Annotated in this window: 17 protein-coding genes; 4 read left to right on the forward strand and 13 right to left on the reverse strand. The window is 36.5% G+C overall.

Going from position 1 to position 23,298, the window contains the following annotated elements; all coding sequences use genetic code 11:
- Positions 1 to 6: 6 nt before the first annotated feature.
- The 9 genes from rpmB to DZ858_RS14940 form a co-directional block, all read right to left on the reverse strand.
- Positions 7 to 246, reverse strand: coding sequence for a 50S ribosomal protein L28 (gene rpmB, locus DZ858_RS14900; RefSeq protein WP_117160487.1), 240 nt, complete (start codon positions 244 to 246; stop codon positions 7 to 9).
- Between the two features lie 76 nt (positions 247 to 322).
- Entirely contained in the window at positions 323 to 1,570 is a 1,248-nt protein-coding gene (locus DZ858_RS14905) for a competence/damage-inducible protein A (RefSeq protein WP_117160488.1), read from the reverse strand.
- Positions 1,571 to 1,912, reverse strand: coding sequence for an Hpt domain-containing protein (locus DZ858_RS14910; protein ID WP_117160489.1), 342 nt, complete (start codon positions 1,910 to 1,912; stop codon positions 1,571 to 1,573).
- Complete coding sequence (locus tag DZ858_RS14915; protein ID WP_117160490.1) at positions 1,913 to 2,524, reverse strand: fumarylacetoacetate hydrolase family protein; 612 nt, start codon at positions 2,522 to 2,524, stop codon at positions 1,913 to 1,915.
- Positions 2,525 to 2,604: 80 nt separating this feature from the next.
- Positions 2,605 to 3,378 carry a 3'-5' exonuclease gene (locus DZ858_RS14920; RefSeq protein ID WP_117160491.1) on the reverse strand — a complete coding sequence of 258 codons (774 nt, stop codon included), beginning with the start codon at positions 3,376 to 3,378 and terminating at the stop codon, positions 2,605 to 2,607.
- Between the two features lie 77 nt (positions 3,379 to 3,455).
- Entirely contained in the window at positions 3,456 to 4,781 is a 1,326-nt protein-coding gene (locus DZ858_RS14925) for a dihydrolipoamide acetyltransferase family protein (RefSeq protein ID WP_117160492.1), read from the reverse strand.
- A gap of 76 nt (positions 4,782 to 4,857) precedes the next feature.
- Positions 4,858 to 5,979: a glycosyltransferase family 2 protein gene (locus DZ858_RS14930; protein WP_117160493.1), complete on the reverse strand. Its 1,122-nt coding sequence runs from the start codon at positions 5,977 to 5,979 to the stop codon at positions 4,858 to 4,860.
- Between the two features lie 3 nt (positions 5,980 to 5,982).
- Positions 5,983 to 6,603, reverse strand: a complete 621-nt coding sequence (gene recR / locus DZ858_RS14935) for a recombination mediator RecR (RefSeq protein ID WP_117160494.1) — start codon at positions 6,601 to 6,603, stop codon at positions 5,983 to 5,985.
- Between the two features lie 70 nt (positions 6,604 to 6,673).
- Positions 6,674 to 9,157, reverse strand: a complete 2,484-nt coding sequence (locus DZ858_RS14940) for a T9SS type A sorting domain-containing protein (RefSeq protein WP_117160495.1) — start codon at positions 9,155 to 9,157, stop codon at positions 6,674 to 6,676.
- A 127-nt stretch (positions 9,158 to 9,284) separates the two neighbouring features.
- Here DZ858_RS14940 and DZ858_RS14945 point away from each other — a divergent pair, with 127 nt between their 5' ends.
- Positions 9,285 to 10,748: a sodium:solute symporter gene (locus DZ858_RS14945; RefSeq protein WP_117160496.1), complete on the forward strand. Its 1,464-nt coding sequence runs from the start codon at positions 9,285 to 9,287 to the stop codon at positions 10,746 to 10,748.
- On the opposite strand, the gene DZ858_RS14950 is transcribed toward DZ858_RS14945, so the two are convergent.
- On the reverse strand, positions 10,719 to 11,078 hold the full coding sequence (locus DZ858_RS14950; protein ID WP_117160497.1) for a CoA-binding protein: 360 nt from the start codon (positions 11,076 to 11,078) through the stop codon (positions 10,719 to 10,721). The two genes, DZ858_RS14945 and DZ858_RS14950, sit on opposite strands and share 30 nt — an antisense overlap.
- Before the next feature lie 401 nt (positions 11,079 to 11,479).
- Positions 11,480 to 12,487, reverse strand: a complete 1,008-nt coding sequence (locus tag DZ858_RS14955) for a 3-oxoacyl-ACP synthase III family protein (protein ID WP_117160498.1) — start codon at positions 12,485 to 12,487, stop codon at positions 11,480 to 11,482.
- Between the two features lie 142 nt (positions 12,488 to 12,629).
- Between DZ858_RS14955 and DZ858_RS14960 the strand changes: the two genes are divergently transcribed.
- On the forward strand, positions 12,630 to 15,086 hold the full coding sequence (locus DZ858_RS14960; protein WP_117160499.1) for an alpha/beta hydrolase family protein: 2,457 nt from the start codon (positions 12,630 to 12,632) through the stop codon (positions 15,084 to 15,086).
- 183 nt (positions 15,087 to 15,269) lie between these two features.
- Here the strand turns inward: DZ858_RS14960 and DZ858_RS14965 are convergent, their stop codons facing one another.
- A complete protein-coding gene (locus tag DZ858_RS14965; protein WP_117160500.1) occupies positions 15,270 to 16,577 on the reverse strand; it encodes an ABC1 kinase family protein in 1,308 nt (435 codons plus the stop codon).
- Complete coding sequence (locus DZ858_RS14970; protein WP_117160501.1) at positions 16,578 to 17,246, reverse strand: TetR family transcriptional regulator C-terminal domain-containing protein; 669 nt, start codon at positions 17,244 to 17,246, stop codon at positions 16,578 to 16,580.
- Between the two features lie 236 nt (positions 17,247 to 17,482).
- Here DZ858_RS14970 and htpG point away from each other — a divergent pair, with 236 nt between their 5' ends.
- On the forward strand, positions 17,483 to 19,378 hold the full coding sequence (htpG, locus tag DZ858_RS14975) for a molecular chaperone HtpG (RefSeq protein ID WP_117160502.1): 1,896 nt from the start codon (positions 17,483 to 17,485) through the stop codon (positions 19,376 to 19,378).
- Between the two features lie 132 nt (positions 19,379 to 19,510).
- Positions 19,511 to 23,200, forward strand: coding sequence for an HYR domain-containing protein (locus tag DZ858_RS14980; RefSeq protein ID WP_117160503.1), 3,690 nt, complete (start codon positions 19,511 to 19,513; stop codon positions 23,198 to 23,200).
- Positions 23,201 to 23,298: the final 98 nt, after the last annotated feature.

Here is a 23,298-nt window from a genome sequence, read left to right on the forward strand (position 1 = left end):
TTGCAATTATTTGTTAAGGAAGCCTTTTTCGCGAGCTTCTTTAACTACTGCATAAATCCCTTTTTTATTGATGTCTTTTAACGCTGAAGTAGATACTTTTAGTGTTAACCACTGATCTTCTTCAGGAATGTAAAAGCGTTTTTTTACCAAATTCACATTAAACTTGCGCTTGGTTTTGTTCATCGCGTGGGATACGTTGTTCCCAACCATTGCTCTTTTGCCCGTAAGCTCACAAACTCTTGACATTACCTTATTGTTTATAGTTATTTTTAAACAGGCTGCAAATTTAAATAAATTTATCGGTATGCACAATAAAAGATATTTAGTTTTTTAAAATTTCTTTTAGAAGCATTTCGAAAGCCTTGTTTGTCGCTTTTATAATAACACGTTCGCGGTTATTACCAAAGCTAAATTTTTGAGAAACAACTCCTTTTGGTGAAGCGATTGCAATAAACACTGTTCCTACTTCATCAATAGCATCTCCTTTTGTTGGCCCTGCAATACCCGTGGTTGCGACAGCATAGTCTGTTTTAAAAAGCTTTGCTACTTGGGTTGCCATTGCCTCTGCCACCGGAGCACTTACCACGGTATGTTTATCAATCAGTTCTTGACTTACACCTAATACTGAAACTTTTTGCGAAGTTTCGTACGGTACAATACTACCCCTTAAATAAGTAGATGCACCAGGTACTGCGGTTATTTCTTTAACAACTGAACCACCAGTACAACTTTCTGCTAAACTCAGCGTTTGCTTTTTTTGAAGTAATAGAGAAGCTACGCGCTCTACAATACTAGTTTCATTTTCAAAGCCTACAGCTATATCTTCCAATAGCGTGTTAAGTTTTTCCATTTGCTCATCTACGGCTTTCTGTAAGGCTTTTTTATCTTTCCCTTTTGATGACAACCGTAAACGCACTCTTCCTAAAGATGGTAAATATGCAAGTTTTATATCTTTAGGCAACTTGTTTTCCCAGTCTTCTATTCGTTCTGCTACGGCACTTTCGCCCAAACCGTAAGTCAATAATGTCTTGTGATAAATATGTGGACGGTTGTATTTTTTAATGATGCGAGGGAATACCTCTTTTGTAAGAATGTGTTTCATTTCATAAGGCACACCTGGCATTGAAATAAAAACTGTGTTGTCTTTTTCCATCCATATTCCAGGAGCGGTTCCGTTTGGATTTTGAAGTACCTCAGCTTTTGAAGGAACCATCGCCTGTTTTAAGTTTGCAGGTAACGGTTCTTGTTTTATATACTTTGCGAAGATTTCTTTTATATTTTGAAGCACTTCAACATTCTCTACTAAAGTGTCTTCAAAGTATTCGCAAAAGGTCTCTTTGGTAATATCATCTTTAGTGGGGCCTAACCCGCCTGTAACGATAACTAAATCTACTCTTTTTTTTGCATCTTCAAGTGCATTAAGAATATGCTGACGCTCATCTTGAATGGAGGTTATTTGATATACCTGAACTCCAATTTGATTAAGTTGTTTGCTAATATAAGCAGAATTGGTGTCTACTATTTGCCCGATGAGTATCTCATCACCAATGGTGATTATTTCTGTTAACATCTAAAGGTTAAAATCTTCTTTAAGCTCTTCTAAAACAGCTTTTACGGTTGTAACTACGTGTAATAACTTTTGATCAATAGCACTCTGTTTTTTTGAAGTTTTGGTCCAAGACTCTATTGCTAATACTTCTTTATTTACCTCAACGCCAAACATTTCAAAATTTGGCTTCATTTTATGAGCAAATTGGTACGCTAATTCTTTATTATCATTGTCTATCGCTTCTTGCAATGCATGAAGATCTGGTGGTATTTCTTCTAAAAATGTTTGAGCTACAACGGCCATAAAATCTTCATCACCACCAGCAACTTCTTTAATTTTTTCTTTGGAATAATGTCTACTCATCTATTTAACTTTTATGGAGAAAACTTGCTTGTCTTCAATAAACCCCTTTAATCTATCTTCAGGATTTACTTTTGCAACACCTGCGGGAGTTCCTGTAAAGATAACATCTCCAATCTTTAATGTAAAATATTTTGAAATATATTCAATCAACTCATCAATTTTCCACAACATTAATTCGGTAGAAGCCTTTTGAATAATTTCACCGTTTTTTTCTAAGCTGAAATTAATATCATCTACACTCTTAAACGTTTCTTTTGAAAGAAAATTACCTATTACGGCCGCACCATCAAAAGCTTTTGCTTTTTCCCAAGGCAATCCTTTTTCTTTTAACTCAGACTGAAGATCTCGAGCTGTAAAATCAATACCTAATCCTATTTCGTCATAATACTTATGAGCAAATTTACGATCTATATGCTTCCCTATTTTTTTTATTTTTACCAACACCTCTACTTCGTGATGTACTTCTTCTGAAAAATCTGGGATAAAAAACGGTTGCTTTTTTAATAAAATTGAAGTGTCTGGCTTTAAAAACAAAACAGGATCTGTTGGTTTCTCGTTTTTAAGTTCCTCTATGTGATCGGCGTAATTTCGACCTACGCAAATTATCTTCATGGTAATCTATGTGTTACTTCGACTCCGCTCAGTGACCACTGCTCACCGTCTGCTATACTCTTGGTAAAACTTGAGGGAATTTATAATTTGTTGTTTAATTGGCTCAATTTAATGCGGGTCAATACCTTTTTTGTGTATCGTGGAAAATCTGCGTTAATTAACCAACCAAAATAACCAGGTTCTTTTTCAATAATATCGGTTACTTTCTTGCCTTTATGTTTTCCGAAACTAAAAATCTCTTCGCCTTGTTTATTATACCCTACAAAACCTGCAAAATCTGCAAAATTTTTATGGGCACTAAAAGTGGAAAGGAAGTTAATATCGTTTTCTACATCTTCATATCGATCTAATTGTGCTTTTAACACCTCATAAGTTGCATTAGTATCTGCCTCGGCGCTGTGGGCATTGGTTAGATCTTTATCACAATAAAACTTGAAAGCGGCCTCTAAAGTCCGTTTTTCTTTTTTATGAAAAATAGTCTGTACATCTACTGCTTTTGCTTTTTTAAGATCGAAATCTACTTCTACTCTTAATAATTCTTCAGCAAGTAGTGGAATATCAAACCGGTTGCTGTTGTATCCACCTAAGTCACTATCCTTCATTAGATCTTGCACTTTATGTGCCAACTCTTTAAAAGTAGGCTCATTTTCTACCATTTCATTGGTAATACCATGAATAGCAGTTGTGGAAGCAGGAATAGGCATTTCTGGATTTACGCGCCACGTATGGCTCTCTTTATTTCCGTTAGGGAATACTTTTAAGATGGAAATTTCAACAATCCTATCTTTGGCCACATTGGTTCCGGTTGTTTCCAAATCGAAAAAACAAATGGGTTTGCTTAGGTTTAATTCCATAGTTCGGTTTTCAGAATTTTAAAAAATTGTTTTCTTCAGAAAAAAATAATAAAGAAAAGTTTAGATAAAAGCTTAGGTTAGACTTCTCTATTTACATTCCAAGCTTCTAAGTAATCGGCTACAGCTTTTACAAATTGTCCTCCCAACGCTCCATTTACAACTCTATGGTCATAACTGTGCGATAAGAACATTTTATAACGAATGCCAATAAAATCACCGTCTGGCGTTTCAATCACCGCTGGAACTTTACGAATGGCTCCGAGCGCCAAAATACCTACTTGTGGTTGATTAATAATAGGCGTACCCATTATACTACCAAAGGTACCTACATTGGTTACCGTATAGGTTCCTCCCTGAATTTCATCTGGTTTTAATTTATTTTGACGAGCACGGTTTGCTAAATCGTTTACCGCTTTGCTCATCCCAACCAAGTTAAGTTGGTCTGCATTTTTTATAACTGGAACTATTAAATTACCATCTGGTAAAGCTGCTGCCATTCCAAGATTTACGTTTTTACGTTTTATGATTTTGTCACCATCGACAGCGATATTCATTAATGGATAGTCTTTTAATGCTTTTGCTACTGCTTCCATAAATATTGGTGTAAACGTTAGTTTTTCACCTTCTCGTTTTGCAAAATCACCTTTTACTTTATTTCTCCAGTTCCAAACCTTAGTAACATCACACTCTACAAAAGATTGTACGTGTGCAGAAGTCTGCACGCTGTCTACCATATGCTTCGAAATCATTTTACCCATTCGGGTCATTTCGATTACTTCATCTTCTCCGTTTACTGAAACGGCAGGTTTTTGTTTTGGTGCTGGCGCTGGTTTTGAAACTGCTGGTTGTTGTGCCGTTGCTTGCGTAGGCTGTGCTTGTTGTTGGCCTCTATTTTCTACATAAGCCAACATATCGTTTTTAGTGACACGCCCGTCCTTTCCGGTTCCTGAAATAGAATCTAATTCAGATTGAGAAACGCCTTCTTCTTTGGCAATATTTTTTACTAAAGGAGAATAGAAGCGGTCGTCACTATTTTCTATTCCTGCCTGTGTAGATTGCTTTGCGGTTTCAACCTTTTCCTCAACGGCTTGCACCATTTCTGGTTCTGGCTTTGTATCAACGGCTGAGGACTCAGGAGCACTATTGTCGTCTTCTCCATCACCTTCAGTTTCAATGATAGCAATAGTTTGTCCTACTTGCACCACATCGTCTGTGTCAAACAATTTTTCTACTAAAACCCCGTCAACTTCACTGGGGACTTCGCTGTCCACTTTGTCTGTTGCGATTTCCAAAACGGCTTCGTCGGACTCAATGGTGTCACCCACTTCTTTAAGCCAATTGGTTACGGTTGCTTCTGCAACACTTTCGCCCATTTTAGGTAGTTTCAATTCAAATTTTGCCATAACGTTTTGCAAGTAGTTTTTTTAAATTAACGGTGCAAAATTAATCAAATTTTAATCGTTTTATGTTTCAAAAACCTTAAAATACAAGAACACTTCCTTTTTCGTCGCTTTTATCGCTGCCAATAATAAAATTACAACCGGGTGGACGAATCCTAAATTGGTTATTTTTATTTTTGAATTTCTTCATAACCATAAATATCTGATGGTACGGCATATAATCTACATCAAAGATGAACAGTGTGTTTGTTAATTCTGTCTCCTGAAAAATTGTTTTGGAAGATGATGTTAAGGGAATTTTTATTTTTTCTGAAAGTATTTTTAACAACTGTAAATTTTCAGTTAAGACAATTGCTTTTTGGCTTATAGCAGCTGGGGTTTTTCTTTCTTCAGAAGAAGATCCTTTTAGTTTTTTAGCCAAGGAAACTCCAATTTTTACCGAAGTGTTTAACAACTGGTTTGAGTTGAAATGTTTTTTGTAAAATATTTCCATTGCCCCATAAAACCGGTCTAAATATGCAGCGTCTTTTTGTGTGCTCTCGCCTTTATAGTGCAGTGTTTCTGTTGATCCAATATAATGGTTTTTATACCCTGCCTGTTCAATTTTATACGAGAAGTCTATATCTTCTCCATACATAAAATAATCTTCATCAAAGCCGCCAACCTGATTGTATACGCTTCGTTTTAAAAACATAAAAGCCCCTACCAATACAGAAACGGATCCAGTTGCTTCTTCTGAAAGATCACTTGCATAATATTTTTTTGTCAATCCGAGTATTTTCAACAAAGAAATGAATGGTGTAGGAACATTTCGTTTACTTTCCGGAAGAAAATTACCCGTACCATCTAACAAATAAACTCCTATTGCTCCAATTTTTCCTGAAGATTCTAAAATTCCCAAGCATTTTTCAAAAGTACCTTCAGCAACAGCTGTATCTGGATTTAAAACACATACATATTCTCCTTTAGCAACTTTAACAGCTTGATTATTTGCTTTGCTGAAACCAACATTCTCTTTGTTTTCTATCAAAGTAATGTTTGGAAAGCACTCTTTAACCATTTTACAACTATCATCGGGTGATGCGTTGTCTATTACAATAATTTCTGCTTCAATATTTTTAGTGGCGCGCTGGACGCTTACTATGCACTGATGCAAAAAATAGCGGACGTTATAGTTGAGGATTACTACAGAAAGCTTCAAACTTTATTGGTTTTTTAGAGACGTTTCAAACGGAATACGGTTTACAATACTACGGCCTAAGGTAACTTCATCTGCATACTCCAATTCGTCTCCTACCGAAATACCACGGGCAATGGTTGTGGTCGTTATTTTATAAGGCTCGATTTGTTTAAAGATATAAAAATTGGTGGTATCACCTTCCATTGTAGAGCTTAAAGCGAAAATAAGTTCTTTTATTTTTCCATTTTTTACTTTTTCGACCAAGGAATGTATATTCAGCTCGCCAGGACCAATCCCATCCATTGGAGATATTTTTCCACCTAATACATGATATTGTCCTTTATACTGGCTTGTATTTTCTATAGCCATCACATCACGGATGTCTTCAACCACACAAACAATTTCTTCTATTCGATTTGGGTTTGAGCAAATTTCGCATAATGTATTGTCTGAAATGTTATGACAATTAGAGCAAAAATTGATTTCTTCCCTCATTTTCAATAAACTTTCTGAAAGCTGTTGGGTTTGGTTTTCGGGTTGCCGCAATAAATGCAGCATTAACCGAAGTGCAGTCCGTTTTCCAATTCCTGGAAGTTGAGACACTTCATTAACTGCGTTTTCCAATAATTTTGAAGAAAAATCCATGAGGTGTAAGATAAAAAAATGCTTCAGAAATATAACATTCCTGAAGCATTTTTAAATACTATATTACTATTTAATTTTTAATAAATTTCTTGGTTACAGTACCTGCTTCGGTATTAATTCTAACAAAATAAATACCACTATTTAAGTTAGAAACACCTACTGAATAATTTCCTGAAATGTTTACATTTGGTTGATAAACAACAAGCTTACCTAATGTATCAAAAATACGAATATCAGCTTCCAAGTTTTGTGAAAGCTTAATATTTAGCTCATCATTTGCTGGGTTGGGATATACGCTTACGTTTTCTTCTGAAATTTTATCTTCCACACTCAAAGTTGGAACCTCTACTGGAGATGCCCAAAGACCTCTTCCGTAGGTAGCGGCATAAAGCATATCGGTCTCATTGTTAATCTCTAACTCATTAACCTGAACATTTGGAATGTTATTACTATAAGGTTGCCATTCAGTAAGGCCATTATCGATATAATAAATACCGTAGTTCATTCCTAAATACAATCCATCGGCACCGTTATCATCCCAAACTACAGAAAGTGCGCTAAAATTAGGAAGATTTTTTAAGTAATTTTCCCAAGTTTCACCTCCGTCTTCAGAAACAAATACTTTAGAACCACTTGTAGTCGCTACTGCTACTTTATCTGGATTTGTTGGGTGTATTGCAATATAATTGATTGCACCTCCTGGTAACGGAAGGGTCTCCCAATCTGTAGCACCGCCATCTGTGGTTTTATAAATAAGCCCTCCCCTAGTGGCATACATTATTTGATTATTAGAAGGAGCAATTTTTAAGTTACTTAAGTTACTTCCAAAACTTTGTGAAATCGACGTCCAAGAGCTTCCTCTATTAATAGACTTATAAACGCTACTGTAGCCTGTGTACAATGTTGCTGGTACTGTTGGGTCTTGTTCAAAAGGGGTAATCCAATTTCCAGACGCAGGTGCATTAAGACCAAAATAACTGGCTCCTCCATTGTTTGACCTATACAAAGAGCCATATTGGGATGTTCCATATAGATTGTTAGTATTATCATAATCTACAAAAGTCTCCATACCGTCTGCTCCTAGCCAGTCTTGCCAGCCTTGGGCTTCGGTATAAACAGATGTTCCATTATCTTGAGACCCTCCAGAAACGATAACATCTTGAGTTTGTGAAACACCTATTTTATAAAATTGGCGTATCCCAAGACCTTCGGTTAAATCAGTATAATAACTAGAATTTACGTTTCCAGTGTTATCGGCTTTAAATATCCCTCCGTCAGTGCCCAGGTATAAAGTAGTGCCCACAAATTCCATAATATCCACATCGGCATGGCAATAACCTATGTTCGCCCCTGCAGCATTACCTGGAATCCAGTCTGATGTAATATTAAAGTTACTCCCTCCATCGGTTGATCGCCACGTTAAAATACCTGCAATATGTACTTCATTCGCATCTGTTGGATTTACAGCAATATCCATATCTCTTGGAGCTTGCCCCCTATTGTCCTGCGCCGTTGTACTGTAACCAAAATAGTTTTTACCAGCATGGTCCAGCTCGGTAAAGTTGTCGCCACCATCGCTTGAGGCGTAAAATCCTCCAAAAAGACCTCCGGAAGCTTCCAAAACATATACAACTGAATCATCATCTGCAGAAATCCCTATCATTTTTGGACCGTTGCTAAAACCTCCTATTTGAGTAAAAGTTGCTCCACCGTCTGTAGATTTGTGAAAACCAGTTCCAGAAGCATATACTACAGATGGGTCACCAGGTTTAAATTCGATATCAAAACCGTTAGAGTCTGTAGTTACTTGATCCCAGTTAGAGCCTCCATCGGTCGTTCTATATATTCCTGCATTCTGTGAGGATGCAAACATTATATTGCTGTCATTGGGATTGATCAATATTTTGTTTACCAAAGAGTTGCCTAAATCTGCCAAGGGGTTCCAAGTAGCTCCGGCATCTTCAGACTTAAAAATTATCCCGCTCGTAGAACCAGAAAAATAGGTATTTGAATCTGCAGGATCCATCGTTACGGCATATACACTTAGATTAGTGAAATTATCGTTTAATGGCGACCAATCTTGACCTCCATTAGTAGTTTTCCATACCCCGCCAGTGTTAGCACCTATAATAATATGATCATTGTCAGCAGCATCTACTGAAAACCCTGTTACACGCCCCACTCCTGGATTCCATCCAGAGGTTGCGCTCCAGCTTGTTGGTCCCAATTCGGTCCAATTGTCATTTAAAACTTCCCTTGAACCTGCTGTACTATTTAAGTATGCGTTATAACGTTGTAACTCTTTTATATTTTTGTCAATGGGAGTTAAGTATCCGTTTTCATTTTGAAGACGCAACGCATTGTATTCCCAGCGCTTAAACTGTTTATAACCTGTACCTCGACCTTTGTCCTTACCATCAAAATAGGCTTCGGCACTATCGATTACGTCCTGTACTTTATAGGTGCCAGCATCAATCATTTTTAAATATTCTTGAGAAAAAGAAGTGTTTGCTACAAAAGCAAAAACAGCTAAGAGTAAAATTTTAAAACGCATATATTCAGTAAGTTAAGTGATAAAAAGTTCTTTTTTTTTAAAGTGCCTAAATATACTCAAAAATAAAGTTTTCAACCTCGTTAAACTTTGTATTTTTGAGTCATTCTTATTTTAAGTCAATAACTTTATGCAGCCATTACACATTCTTTTATTAATTGGTGGATATTTTGGGGTTTTAATGCTTATTTCATACTTCACCGGAAAAAATGATAGCAATGATGCTTTTTTTAAAGCAGAAGGAAAATCGCCTTGGTACATCGTTGCATTCGGAATGGTTGGGGCATCACTCTCTGGAGTGACTTTTATCTCGGTTCCTGGTTGGGTGAAAGATTCGCAATTTAGCTACATGCAAGTAGTGCTAGGTTATTTAGTAGGCTACTTAGTAATTACATTCATATTACTACCCATTTATTATAGAATGAATGTAACCTCCATTTATCAATATCTAAACAATCGCTTTGGGAATGTTAGTTACAAAACAGGAGCCTTTTTCTTCTTTGTTTCTCGTGTTTTAGGAGCATCATTTAGATTGTTTTTAGTCGCTACTGTATTACAGTATTTCGTTTTTGAAGCTTGGAATGTACCATTCTTTGTTACTGTCATACTATCTATATTATTAATTTGGATCTATACCGCACGTGGCGGTATTAAAACCATAGTTTGGACCGACACCCTACAAACCTTATTTATGCTAGGTTCTGTTTTGGTTGCTGTCTATTTTATTAAAGATGAATTAAACTGGACGTTTACCGAACTCTTTGCAGCTCCTGAAATTGCTCCTTACACCAAAACATTCTTTATGGATAGTTTTCTGGATAAAGATTATTTCTGGAAATCCTTTTTTGGCGGTATGTTCATCACAATCTGTATGACAGGATTGGATCAAGATATGATGCAAAAAAACCTAACCTGTAAAAGTTTGAAAGATGCACAAAAAAATGTATTATCGTACAGTTTAGTTTTTATTCCTGTAAATTTATTATTCCTCTTTTTAGGAGCCCTACTTTTTGTTTATGCCGAGCAAAATGGAATAAGTGTCCCTATGCTTGATGGTAAGGAAAAAACAGACCTATTATTCCCTGAAATAGCCCTGAATGGCGGTATGGGATTGGGCCTTAGCATCATTTTTATTTTAGGGCTAATTGCGGCTGCCTACTCCAGTGCAGATAGCGCACTTACCTCATTAACCACCAGTTTTTGTATCGACTTTTTGGGTATTGAGCGTAAAGAAGTGAAACACCAAAAAAGTATTCGTAAAAAAGTACATGTTGGCGTAAGTGTATTATTAGTAATTGTAATAATTGCCTTTAAATATCTTTTAGACAGCAGTGTGATCGATCTTTTACTAAAAGCAGCTAGTTACACCTATGGACCACTCTTAGGTCTCTTTGCTTTTGGGATATTTACAAAAATGCAGGTGAAGGACAAATGGGTTTGGTTGGTTTCGATTATTTCTGTTGCACTAACATTTATAATAGGAAGCATTCCGCCAGAATACATCGGCGGCTATCACTTTAATTACGAATTGTTAATTGTAAACGGGGGACTAACCTTTTTAGGTCTAATATTGATTAGACGCCAAAAGGACTAAGGTACAAGCTACATCAACTTCAATATTGTTTTCTTTCAGTAGTTTATAAAATTTTGGGTTTTCAGTTCCTGGGTTGAAGATTACCCGGTTTGGTTTCAACGAAACAATATAATCGTAATATTCAACTTGCCGTTTTGCGTTTAAATATAAGGTAACGGTATCGATGTTTTCAAAGTTTTCTTTTTCAGTGGTTATTTCTATTCCAGCCACTTCTCCTTCTCGTAAACCCACTGCTTCTACTGGATGATTATTATCTACCAATCGGTTTATAGCAAGATTTGAATAGCGTGAAGGCTTTAAACTAGCGCCTAATACAAGTGTTTTTTTCATTGTTTTCTTTTTCTGAATAGAATATACAATCGGTTTACTTCATCTTTCGCTAAAAGTATGTTAAAAAGAAATATTCGTGTAACAATTCTGAAATGGACTCGTCTATTGAGTAGAAATATTTCTGACTTTGTTGTGAAAATTTTTACGTTGATGGTTAGTGTTAATAATAGCAACAAAGTTATAAACCCGAAGCAATTCGCTTCGGGTTTGTTATTTATATGTTAAAACAGATTTTAAAGTGAAACGTTCTGTTTTTAAAATAGTCATTAGTGTGAGAGTCTGTTAAACTCTTTAAATCATTTATTTTGAAATAAACTCAAAGAAATTGATTTTTGTTAAGCTAGAAAAGCCTTCCATGTCTCTGGAAGGCTTTTTGTTTTTTTATAAGTTTTTAAAATAACTTACCATCTTATAATTACACTTCCCCACGTAAAGCCACTACCAAAAGCAGCTAATACTACAAGGTCACCTTTTTTAATCTTCCCAGCTTTATGAGCTTCAGAAAGTGCAATTGGGATTGATGCCGCCGTCGTATTTCCATATTTTTGAATGTTATTAAACACTTGATCATCACTCAGTTTTAATTTCTGCTGAATAAACTGAGAAATACGCAAGTTTGCTTGGTGCGGAATCAACATATCAATATCATCAATCGATAAGCCATTTGCCTCAAGTCCTTCGTGAATTACTTCTGTAAAACGGACAATCGCATGTTTAAATACAAATTGACCATTCATATATGGGTAATAAGGAATATCTTCTTGCGGATTTTTTTCTATAATTTCAGGAACCCAATATTCAGTACTCGGGCCTTGTAAAGCTAATTCATCTTTATGCTTCCCTTCACTATGTAAATGAGTAGAAAGAATTCCACCTTCATTAGTTTCACTTCTAGACACAACTGCAGCTCCTGCTCCATCGCCAAAAATTACTGAAACACTACGACCGCGTGTGGTGAAATCGAGTCCACCACTATGATTTTCACTTCCTATAACTAGAATGTTTTTATACATTCCCGTTTTCACAAATTGATCGGCTACCGACATAGCATAGACAAAACCACTACATTGGTTACGTACATCAAGCGCTGGAATAGTTCGCATATTCATCATTTCCTGGACTTCTACACCACCGCCCGGAAAATACATATCGGGACTTAGCGTTGCAAAAACAATCATATCTACATCGTCTGGTTTTAAATTAGCTTCTTCCAAAGCTATGGTGGCAGCTTTCACGCCCATTACCGAAGTGGAATTCCCATCTCCCTTTTTAATGTGTCTTCGCTCTTTAATTCCGGTACGCTCTTGTATCCACGCGTCATTGGTGTCCATCAATTTTGAAAGGTCGTCATTGGTAACAACATTTTCGGGCACATAATGACCAAGCCCTGTAATTTTTGAAGTGTACATATAGTTATAGTATAAACGAAAAGGCAAGATACATATTCAAGCACTGTGAGGGAAATAAATACGCTTCTTATAGTATGCGTGCATAGCAAATTGAGTGCTTCTCGTTATTTTTTTAAGTATCTTTTCAAAAAAATTAAATCCTATGAAAAAACTTACTGCCTTACTTATTTTTCTACTCATTTATTCTACTTTTTATGCCCAAGTAGATAAAAACTATCAAAAACCACCTAAAAATATTCTCGATTTAGTAGAAGCACCTCCTGCTCCTTCGGTAATTGTGGATGATAAAGGTGAAAATGTTGTTCTTTTATATAGAGATTCTTATAAATCTATCAACGAGCTTTCTGAAACCGAAATGCGTTTAGGAGGACTGCGAATCAACCCAAAAACAAATATTGGAAGTCGTACCAACTACTACAATAATATTGAGGTAAAAAAAGCAACCGACAAAGAAACGACACAAGTTTCCGGTCTTCCTCAAAATGCCCGGTTATCAAATTTTAGTTGGTCCCCTAACCAAAAAATGATTTCTTTTTTACACACAACTCAAGAAGGTGTAGAAGCTTGGGTGCTAGATGTCGATAAAGGATCAGTAAAAAAACTAACTAATGCAACCGTTAACGCCAATATGGGCGATGTTATTAATTGGTTTAAAGACAGCTCTAGTCTATTAGTTAAAATGCTTCCAGATAATAGAAAAGAATTAATTAATACTGCTGAGGCCGTACCAACAGGTCCAACTATTTCAGTTAGTGATGGAGAAAAAGCACAAAACCGAACGTATCAAGATTTGTTAAAAAACCCAAATGATGAAGCTAATTTTGAGCAATTAGCACTTTCAGAAATTAAGAAGGTTTCTATTAATGGAGAAATCGCATCGTTTCTTCCAACTGCAATGTACCGAAGCATTAGTTTTTCTCCTAATGGAGACTATCTGTTAGTTTCAGAAGTAAAAAAACCGTTCTCTTATTTAGTGCCTTACTACCGTTTTCCATACAATGAAACCGTGTATGATGCCAACGGAAAAGTAGTTACAGTTATAAATAAAGTACCCTTAGATGAAGTTCGTCCAAAAGGATTTATGGCTACGCGAACTGGAAAACGAAACTTTAGCTGGCGTAATGATCAACCCGCAACTTTATATTGGGTAGAAGCTTTAGATGAAGGAGATCCCGAAAATGAAGTTAACTTTAGAGATGTTGTCTACCAAGTTGAAGCACCTTTTAGCGGGAAAGGAAAAGAAATTTTAAAAACAAAGAATAGGTTTTCAGGTATTACCTGGGGTGATGATAAAAATGCTATTGCCTACGATTATTGGTGGAACGACCGAAATACCAAAACATATTTATTCAACCCTTCTAACATAAAACAAAAACCTATTGTTATATCTGACCGAAATTACCAAGATCGATATAGCGACCCAGGTGATTTTGTAACCACTCAAAATAAATTTAACCGTTCTGTATTAGATCTCAATAACCAAACAGCCTATTTAATGGGTGATGGATTTTCTGAAAAAGGGCAATTTCCTTTTGTAGATGAATTCAATTTAAAAACTCAGAAAACGAAACGTATTTATCAATCAAGTTATACAGACAAAAAAGAAGATTTGTATAATGCGATTGATATGAAAAAAGGAAAGATTTTAGTTAGAATAGAGTCGCAGAATGAATATCCTAATTATTATTTCAGAGATATTAATAAAAAGGAAGATTTAACCCCTGTAACTAGTTTTGAAAACCCTTTTAAAAGTTTACAAAACGTACATAAAGAGGTGATTACATATAAACGTGATGATGGATTAGAGTTGGAAGGGACATTATATCTGCCTGTTGGCTATGATATGGATGCAAAAGAAAAAAAGCCGATGATTCTTTGGGCCTACCCTCGAGAGTTTAAAGATAAAAGCAGTGCTTCGCAAAATACCACCAACCCGAATGAATTTATCTATCCATTCTGGGGAAGTCCTATTTATTGGGTAACACAAGGATATGTTGTACTGGACGATGCTGCTTTTCCTATTGTTGGTGAAGGCGATGAAGAACCTAATGATACGTTTAGAACTCAGCTAGTCGATAATGCAAAAGCAGCTATTGACGCTGTGGATGATATGGGCTACATTGACAGAAACCGTGTTGCAGTTGGCGGACATAGTTATGGAGCTTTTATGGTTGCGAATTTACTAAGCCATAGTGATTTATTTGCTGCTGGTATTGCAAGAAGTGGAGCCTATAACCGTACGTTAACACCATTCGGATTTCAAAGTGAAGAACGCAGCTATTGGGATTCACCAGAGACCTATTACACCATGTCTCCTTTCATGCATGCTGAAAAAATGAAAACACCGTTGCTGCTAATCCACGGACAGGCTGATAATAACTCTGGTACGTATCCGCTGCAAAGTGAACGTTATTTTAATGCGTTAAAAGGACTAGGAGCAACGGCTCGTTTGGTTATGTTACCAAAGGAAAGTCACGGGTATCGTGCAAAAGAAAGCATCTTGCACTTACTATGGGAGCAAGACAAATGGTTGGATACTTATGTGAAGAACAAAGAGAAAACTGATGAGTCTATGAGTAAAAAAGCCGAAGGCAAGTAAACTTTTTATAAACATGTTTAATAGAAAAAGGGTGCAATTTTTGCACCCTTTTTTAAACAACCTAACCAATAAATAATCGGCAACTTTTCTTTTTCATAGCAGTTTTCCAATTATATAGCTTAAAGATACAGTATAAATGTTTAATAAAATACAATTTAACTTCAACAGAAAGTTAATGTTTTATTAAATATATTTTTTGTAGTTATTTATTAATACTGAAGCTCCTAAATCATTTAATAAATTATACAAACCAAAAAAGGTTCTGTTTATATAAAGAAAATGCTTAGAACCCCTATTCCCATTCATTTTACGTAATTCGGTGTCTTTTGAATATTTATCGCTTAAATCAGCTATTTTTCCGAAGAATACTTCATCTGAAAAATCAAAGGTCTCGCCATGAAAAGGCTTAGTGAACAAACTCAGCATTTCGTGAAACAATTCTGAAAAGAACTTCACTTCTTCTGGGGAATCATCGCTTCGCAAAATCTCAAGCTCGTACATTTTTTCCATAAAAATATCAGGATTGTCGATATTCTCAGGTTTTGCTAATTCAAAATAGGGTGTGTAAAACTCTTCCGGGACGTTTTTAATACAACCAAAGTCGATTGCTATCAAATTAGCGTCTTTATCAACCAAAAAGTTACCAGGATGTGGATCGGCATGAACACTTTTTAATTCATGCATTTGGAACATATAAAAATCCCATAACGCCTGCCCTATTTTATTAGCTTTTTCCTTGTCAGTATTATGCTTTGTAAATTCGGAAAGGTGTTCGCCCGTCATCCAATCCATCGTGATGATGCGATCGGTTGAAAGTGCTTCATAATACTTCGGAAATTTTAAATTAGGAATGTTTGCACACGCTTCGGTTGTAGCTTTGCTTTGAGCAATCTCTAGATTGTAATCGGTTTCTTCCATAAGCTTCCCTTCAATTTCTTTGAAGTACTTTTCAGAATCCTTCCCTTTCAGGTTAAACATTTTAATAGCAAAGGGCTTTACCAACGCTAAATCACTGCTAATACTATCGGCTACCCCCGGATATTGAATTTTAACAGCAAGGTCTTTTCCATCCTTAGTTGCTTTATGTACTTGACCAATACTGGCTGCCGCAACCGAGTTTTCATCAAACGTATCGAACAGGTCTTCTGGTGTTTGATTAAAATAGTTTTTGAATGTTTTTCGAACCAACGGCGCAGACAATGGTGGCACTTGAAATTGCGCTAATGAAAACTTCTCCACATACGCTTTAGGCATGATGTTTTTTTCCATGCTCAGCATTTGAGCCACTTTCAAGGCGCTTCCTTTTAGGTTTTTTAATCCATCGTAAATATCTTCAGCATTACTTTCATTCAATGCATCCTTATTTAGTTCTGGGTTTACAAGTTTTCCGCTGTAATATTTCAAGTAATTACCGCCAACTTTTACACCAGTACCAACCAACTTACTGGCTCGTTTTATTTTGCCTGTGGGAATCGAATCGAGTGTTTTCATTTAGTTCATTTTGTCTTTCCATAAAAATTTTCCGAAGTCAACCACACTTTCCAACGGGGTATTGTCAAATACATCGAAAATGGCGCGGACTGATTTTTCAATAACAACATCTGTTTTTTCAAAGGAAGCCGAATTATCTTCCATCCAATATTTTAGAATGAAAAGGGTTTGTAACCAAGCGCCTTCCGAAAAGACTGAAACTGGTTGTTTTAAAATCTTGAGGTTTTTTTCTTCGTTTTTTTCGTTAATTAATCCGGAAGCAAATTCTTTTACTCTACTTCGCAACCCTTTAAGCTGTGAAAGGTTTTTCATTATATCTTTATGTTCTTGAAGGGCGAAAAGTACGTAACTACGGTTGGCGGTCAGCATTTCAAAAAAAGTAAAGAAGAACGTAAGCATCTTCTCTTGGTTGCTAAAGCTTTCAAAGTTTTTGTCTTTATGAGCCAGTTTCAGGGAATGATCGAAAAAAGTATTCCAGATTTCGTTCCGCAAGCCATCGAAAGAGCCGAAAAAGCTGTAGAATTCCGCTTCGGTCATATCGTGTTCTTTGCTGAATTTATAAACACTTTTCGGGGTTTGTTCGTTTTCAAGAACGTATTCCATATACGCCGAAATAATGGTATCGCGGGTTATGCTTTTCTTTTTTGAAGGTGTTTTCTTAGTTGCCATCTTATATTGTTTTAACGTGCAGAAATTTTGCCGTTTCGTTCGAAAATATCATTCCTTTCAAAGATACGAAACGTTTAACGCATGCTTTGTTGTGTTAAACAAAAGGTTCTGTTAAAGTTTCCAGTTTCTTAGTAGTTGTTGAAAGAGAGAACTTACAGAGTGACAAGCTGTCAGAAACTAAGAAATGGTACTTTATTTGTCTTATATATTTCAGAAAAAAATAAAACATATATATTATGAGTAAAGGAACTATTAATGTATCGGTCGAGAATATTTTCCCGCTGATCAAGAAGTTTTTATACAGCGACCACGAGATATTTTTACGGGAGCTGATTTCAAACGCTACAGATGCTACGCTTAAATTAAAGCATTTAGCCAATATTGGGGAAGCAAACGATGTTGCCTACGGAAATCCTAAGATTGAAGTAAAAATCGATAAGGAGAATAAAAAGCTTCACATCATAGATGAAGGAATTGGAATGACAAAAGACGAGGTTGAAAAATACATCAACCAAATTGCTTTTTCTGGTGCTGAAGAATTTATAGAAAAATACAAAGATAAAGATGGTGAAGACACTGGAATTATAGGGCATTTCGGACTTGGGTTCTATTCTTCGTTTATGGTGGCCGACAAAGTAGAGATTATTACCAAAAGTTTTAAGGACGAGCCAGCAGCTCATTGGGTATGCGACGGATCGCCAAATTTCACGTTAGAAGAAGCTGATAAAAAAGTACGCGGTACGGAGATTATTCTTCATATTTCAGATGATGAAACTGAATTTTTAGAAGAAGGTCGTATCCGTGAACTATTGGTTAAGTATAACAAGTTTATGCCAATCCCGATTAAGTTTGGGATGAAAACGGAAACACTTCCAAAACCGGAAGATGCCAAAGAAGACGATCCAGCACCTACCAAAGAGGTTGAAAACATTATCAACAATCCAAACCCGGCTTGGACCAAACAACCGGTAGATTTAAAAGAAGAAGACTATAATAGCTTTTATCGAGAATTGTACCCAATGCAATTTGAAGAGCCGTTATTTCACATTCACTTAAACGTAGATTATCCGTTCAATTTGACAGGGATATTATATTTCCCAAAGATGACGAACGATATGAACATACAAAAGGATAAAATCCAATTGTATCAAAACCAAGTGTTCGTTACCGATAATGTAGAAGGTATTGTACCGGAATTTTTAACAATGCTTCGCGGTGTGATTGATAGTCCAGACATTCCATTGAATGTTTCACGTAGTTACTTACAGGCTGATGGCGCGGTAAAGAAAATCGCCAGCTATATCACTCGTAAAGTAGCCGATAAGCTGAAATCACTTTTCAACGACAACCGTGAAGACTTTGAGCAAAAGTGGAACGACATTAAAGTGGTGATTGAATACGGAATGCTTACAGAAGACAAGTTTTTTGACAAAGCTCAAAAATTTGCATTGTACCCAACCGTTGACGGCAACTATTTTACTTTTGACGAATTACAGGAAAAAATAAAAGACAAACAAACGGACAAGGACGATAAATTGGTCGTGCTGTATGCTTCAAATAAAGATGAGCAGCACAGCTATATTCAAGATGCGAAAGATAAAGGCTATGAAGTGTTGATGCTAGACTCGCCAATTATATCGCACTTGCTTCAAAAACTAGAAAGCAGTAAAGAAAACATCAGTTTTGTACGCGTAGATAGTGAGCCTGTTGAAAATTTAATAAAGAAAGACGAAGAGCAGATTTCGAAGCTTTCAGACGAAGAAAAAGAAACGCTTAAAACGTTCTTATCTGAAACAGTGCCTTCAGAAAAATTCAACGTGCAATTGGAAGCGATGGATAGCAAAGCCAATCCATTTGTAATTACCGAGCCTGAGTTTATGCGAAGAATGAAAGAAATGCAGAAAACCGGTGGCGGTGGCGGCATGTTCGGTATGGGTAATATGCCGGAAATGTATAACCTGATTGTAAATACTAATCACGAATTAGTTTCTGAAATTTTAAACACCAAAACTCAGAAAAAGAAAGAACGATTGGTTAATCAAGCATTAGATCTTGCTAAGTTGAGTAAAAACCTTTTAAAAGGAGAAGACATGACAGCGTTCATTAAACGTAGTTATGAAATGATTAAATAATAAGTTTTTTCTTACATATTTTTCAAAAACCGTCTTAAATGACGGTTTTTTTGTTAAAAAATTTAACTATAAAGTATTGATTTAAAGTTATTTTAACGTATTTTTGGTGTTATAACCAAAAATTTAACAATTATGAGAAAAAATACCTTAATCACATTTCTATGTGTTTTATGTACTATTTCCTTTGCCTTAGGACAATCGTTTAGTCCCACAAGTAGTAACCAAACCAATATTATTGGTAATCCGGCAGGAAGTGTAACTATAAATAATGGAAATGTTGACCAAAACAGAGCTCCAGTAGCCATCACCCACAGTGCTTCTCAAACCATTGAAGCTGGAATTACTTGCAATTCTGGGGGTATTGCTTTAAATACTAATTTGGCACGAGAATTCGATTTAGAAAATGACTTTGGTATAGACGATGATTTTCAAGTAACAAATGTAGAGTTTGCTATCTTTCCATCATCGAATACAGCTACAACTTTTCCTGTAACTGTAAACCTTTATAGTTCTTCCCCTGCATTTCCCGGTGGGACCTTGTCTTTATTAAGTTCAACTGTTTATGATTTTACTACAGCAGATGCTGGTACCATTGTATCAGTCCCAATTTCAGCAACGGTCCCTCAAGGCTCTTTGTTAGTTTACGAAATATCTGTATTAGGTGACGGTGCAACTGTATTTTTTATAGGAACAAATGATGACGGACAGACCGACCCTTCCTACATTCAAGCAGCAGATTGTGGCGTTCCCAGCTATGTAGATTTAGCCACAGTAGGATCAGGTCAAATGTATATTATGAATATTGTTGGTCATAGAGTAATTCCTCCCATCATTGTCTGTCCTAGTGACTTAATGGTAGATACCGATCCTAGTGATTGTGGCGCGATAGTCAATTTTGCAGATGCAATCGCCATCGACCCTGAAGGTGATCCTGTAACTGTATCCCAAACAATGGGTCCAGTCAGCGGTAGCATGTTCCCAACAGGTGATACCGTTGTAGAATTTACTGCTACAGATATAGATGGCGAAACTTCAACTTGCCAGTTTACTGTAACGGTAACCGATATGGAAGTACCAGAAGCTATATGTCAAAACCTAACATTAGATTTGATGGGCGGATCTTCGGTTTCCATTACACCTGCCGATATTGACAATGGTTCTACAGACAACTGTGGCATTGTTGATTATTCATTGGATATAGATACATTTACATGTGCCGATGTGGGAGACAATACAGTCACTTTGACCGTTACAGATGATGAAGGTAATTCTTCAACCTGTACAGCAACCGTAACCATTGAAGACAATACAGCCCCTGAGATAACTTGTATAGGTGAACCAGGGATTTTTAATATTTTAGAAGAATTTGAAGCGGCTACTATCCCATCAGGATGGACTACAATTGTTGAATCTGGAGCTGACGATTGGGCTTTCGGATCAGGAGATATGCCTGGATCAACAGATGATTTTCCAACCAACGCAGCGATATTTGATGATGATGCAGCAGGAAGTGGACAGGTAAACTTAGTAAGGTTACTTTCCCCTGTGTATGATATTTCAGCAGCTGCCTCAGCCGATCTAAATTTTGATTACTCTTTACAGGACTTTGTAGGTGATGGTGAAATATCTGTTGAGGTTTGGGACGGTTCTGCTTGGCAGGAAATCCTTTTTGCAACAGAAGACACACCTCCAACAAGCTTAGGCGTGACAGATATGATGCCTTTTGCAAACCCAGATTTCCAAGTGCGCTTTACGTACGACGACAATGGCGGTTTCGGCTGGGGAGCTGGTGTAGATAACTTTGCATTGAATTATGAGCTTTCTACTTCTCCACCTTTAGAGGTTGCATTAGATGCTAGCGGAAACGCAACCATCCCTGCTTCAGATCTTATACAAACAGTAAATGAAGCTTGTGGTTATGTTGTAACCGTTGGTGGCCCTGCCACTGGAGGTGGTTCAACTACTGAAACACTAGAAACTACCTTTGCTGGCGGAAACGGTCTTGACGGTGCTATGTTCGATATTGTAGCAATCAATGAGGTAACTATTAATTCTTTTGATGTAAATCTTGATACAGGGATTACAGATGATGTTGAGGTTTACTATAAATCAGGAACTTGGGTAGGCTTTGAAGAAGATGCCGGTGCGTGGACTTTATTAGGCACTGCAAATGTTACTTCTGCTGGTGATGGTCTTCCAACACCATTAAACCTAAGTTTAGGACAAACAATTGCTGCCGGTGATACGGGTGCATTCTATGTAACTACAACTTCAGGAGGGATGAACTATACAGATGGAACTACAACAGGAGCCGTATTTGCTTCTGATGATAATATTGAATTTTTAGAAGGAGCAGGAAAATCATATCCTTTTGGTGTTTCAACATTTGACCCTCGCGTATTTAATGGAAATATTATTTATGATGTAGGACCACAAATAGATAGTGATGTTAGTTTTGACTGCTCTATGCTAGGAGAAAATGAAGTCGAGGTATTTGTTACTGACGATAGTGGAAATTTCTCTTCTTGTACAGCAACTGTTAATGTGGTAGATATTACTGCACCAATTATTATTTGTGCCGGAAACCCAGGACCAGTATCAATCTTAGAAGAATTTGAAGGCGCAACTATTCCTGATGGATGGAGTACTACTATAGATGCTGGTGTTCAGGATTGGACCTTTGGCTCAGGTGAGATGCCGTTTGGCCCAAGTTTCCCAACGAATGCAGCTATTTTTGATGATGATGCAGCTGGAAATGGTGAAATTAATTTAGCCACTTTATACTCTCCTGTATATGATATTACAGGTTCTAACACAGCTTCTATATCATTTGACTACGTAATGCAAGACTTTATTGGTGATGGAATATTTACTGTAGAAGTATATGATGGTGCTGATTGGCAAGAAATACTTTTTGTTGATGCAAGTACAAATATTGAGAACACAGGAATGATAGATATGTTACCTTATTTAAATGAAGCGTTTCAAGTTCGATTTACGTATGATGACGAAGGCTCTTGGGCTTGGGGTGCCGGAATCGATAACTTCCAGTTAGATTATGAAGTAACAGACATAACAGCTATCGACATACCACTTGGACCTGACGGGACAGCAACAATCGACCCTAACAGCTTGATTCAAAGTGTAGATGAAGCTTGTGGAATTAGCACTGTAGCTTCTGATATCACTGAAGTGAGTTGTGCTGATATTGGTACGCCTATGACAATTACAATTTTTGCAAGTGATGCAAGTGGAAACATAGCATCTTGTACTGCTGAAATTAATGTAGTTGATACGTTAGCACCAGAAGTTACGTGTCCAGAAGATCAAAGTGTTGATCCAGGAACAGGTAATCTATTCTATGAAGTGCCAGATTATTTTGCTAGCGGAGAAGGTTCTGCTTTAGATAACTGTACAGATCCTGTAACAATTACATCTCAAAATCCAGCTCCAGGAGAGTTGTTATCCGATGGTGTTTATACTGTTACTTTAACTGCTGAAGATGAGTATGGGAATGTTGGTACGTGTACTTTCGAGTTAACTGTTGAAAGTATTTTAGGTGTAGATGATAACTCATTGAGTAATTCAATATCTATGTATCCTAATCCAGCGGACAGTCAAGTTACTATTTCAAATAAATCTGATGTTGCATTACAAAATGCAGTGATTTATGACATTAATGGTAAGTTGATTAACCAATACGACCTTAGCAATATGCAAGGAAAACAGGTAATTGATGTTTCGGCATTGGCTACCGGAGTTTATGTAGTACAGATTACTGGTGAAACATCAAGCGTTTCAAAAAGATTGATCATAAAATAATCCTGTTATAATAACCAACCAAAGCAAAACCCCTTCACAAATTTGTGAGGGGGTTTTCATTTCATATTAATTTATAAAATATATCTTAAAATGCCTTT

Origin of the sequence: Marixanthomonas ophiurae (assembly GCF_003413745.1) — a bacterium.
Classification (GTDB): Bacteria; Bacteroidota; Bacteroidia; order Flavobacteriales; family Flavobacteriaceae; genus Marixanthomonas; species Marixanthomonas ophiurae.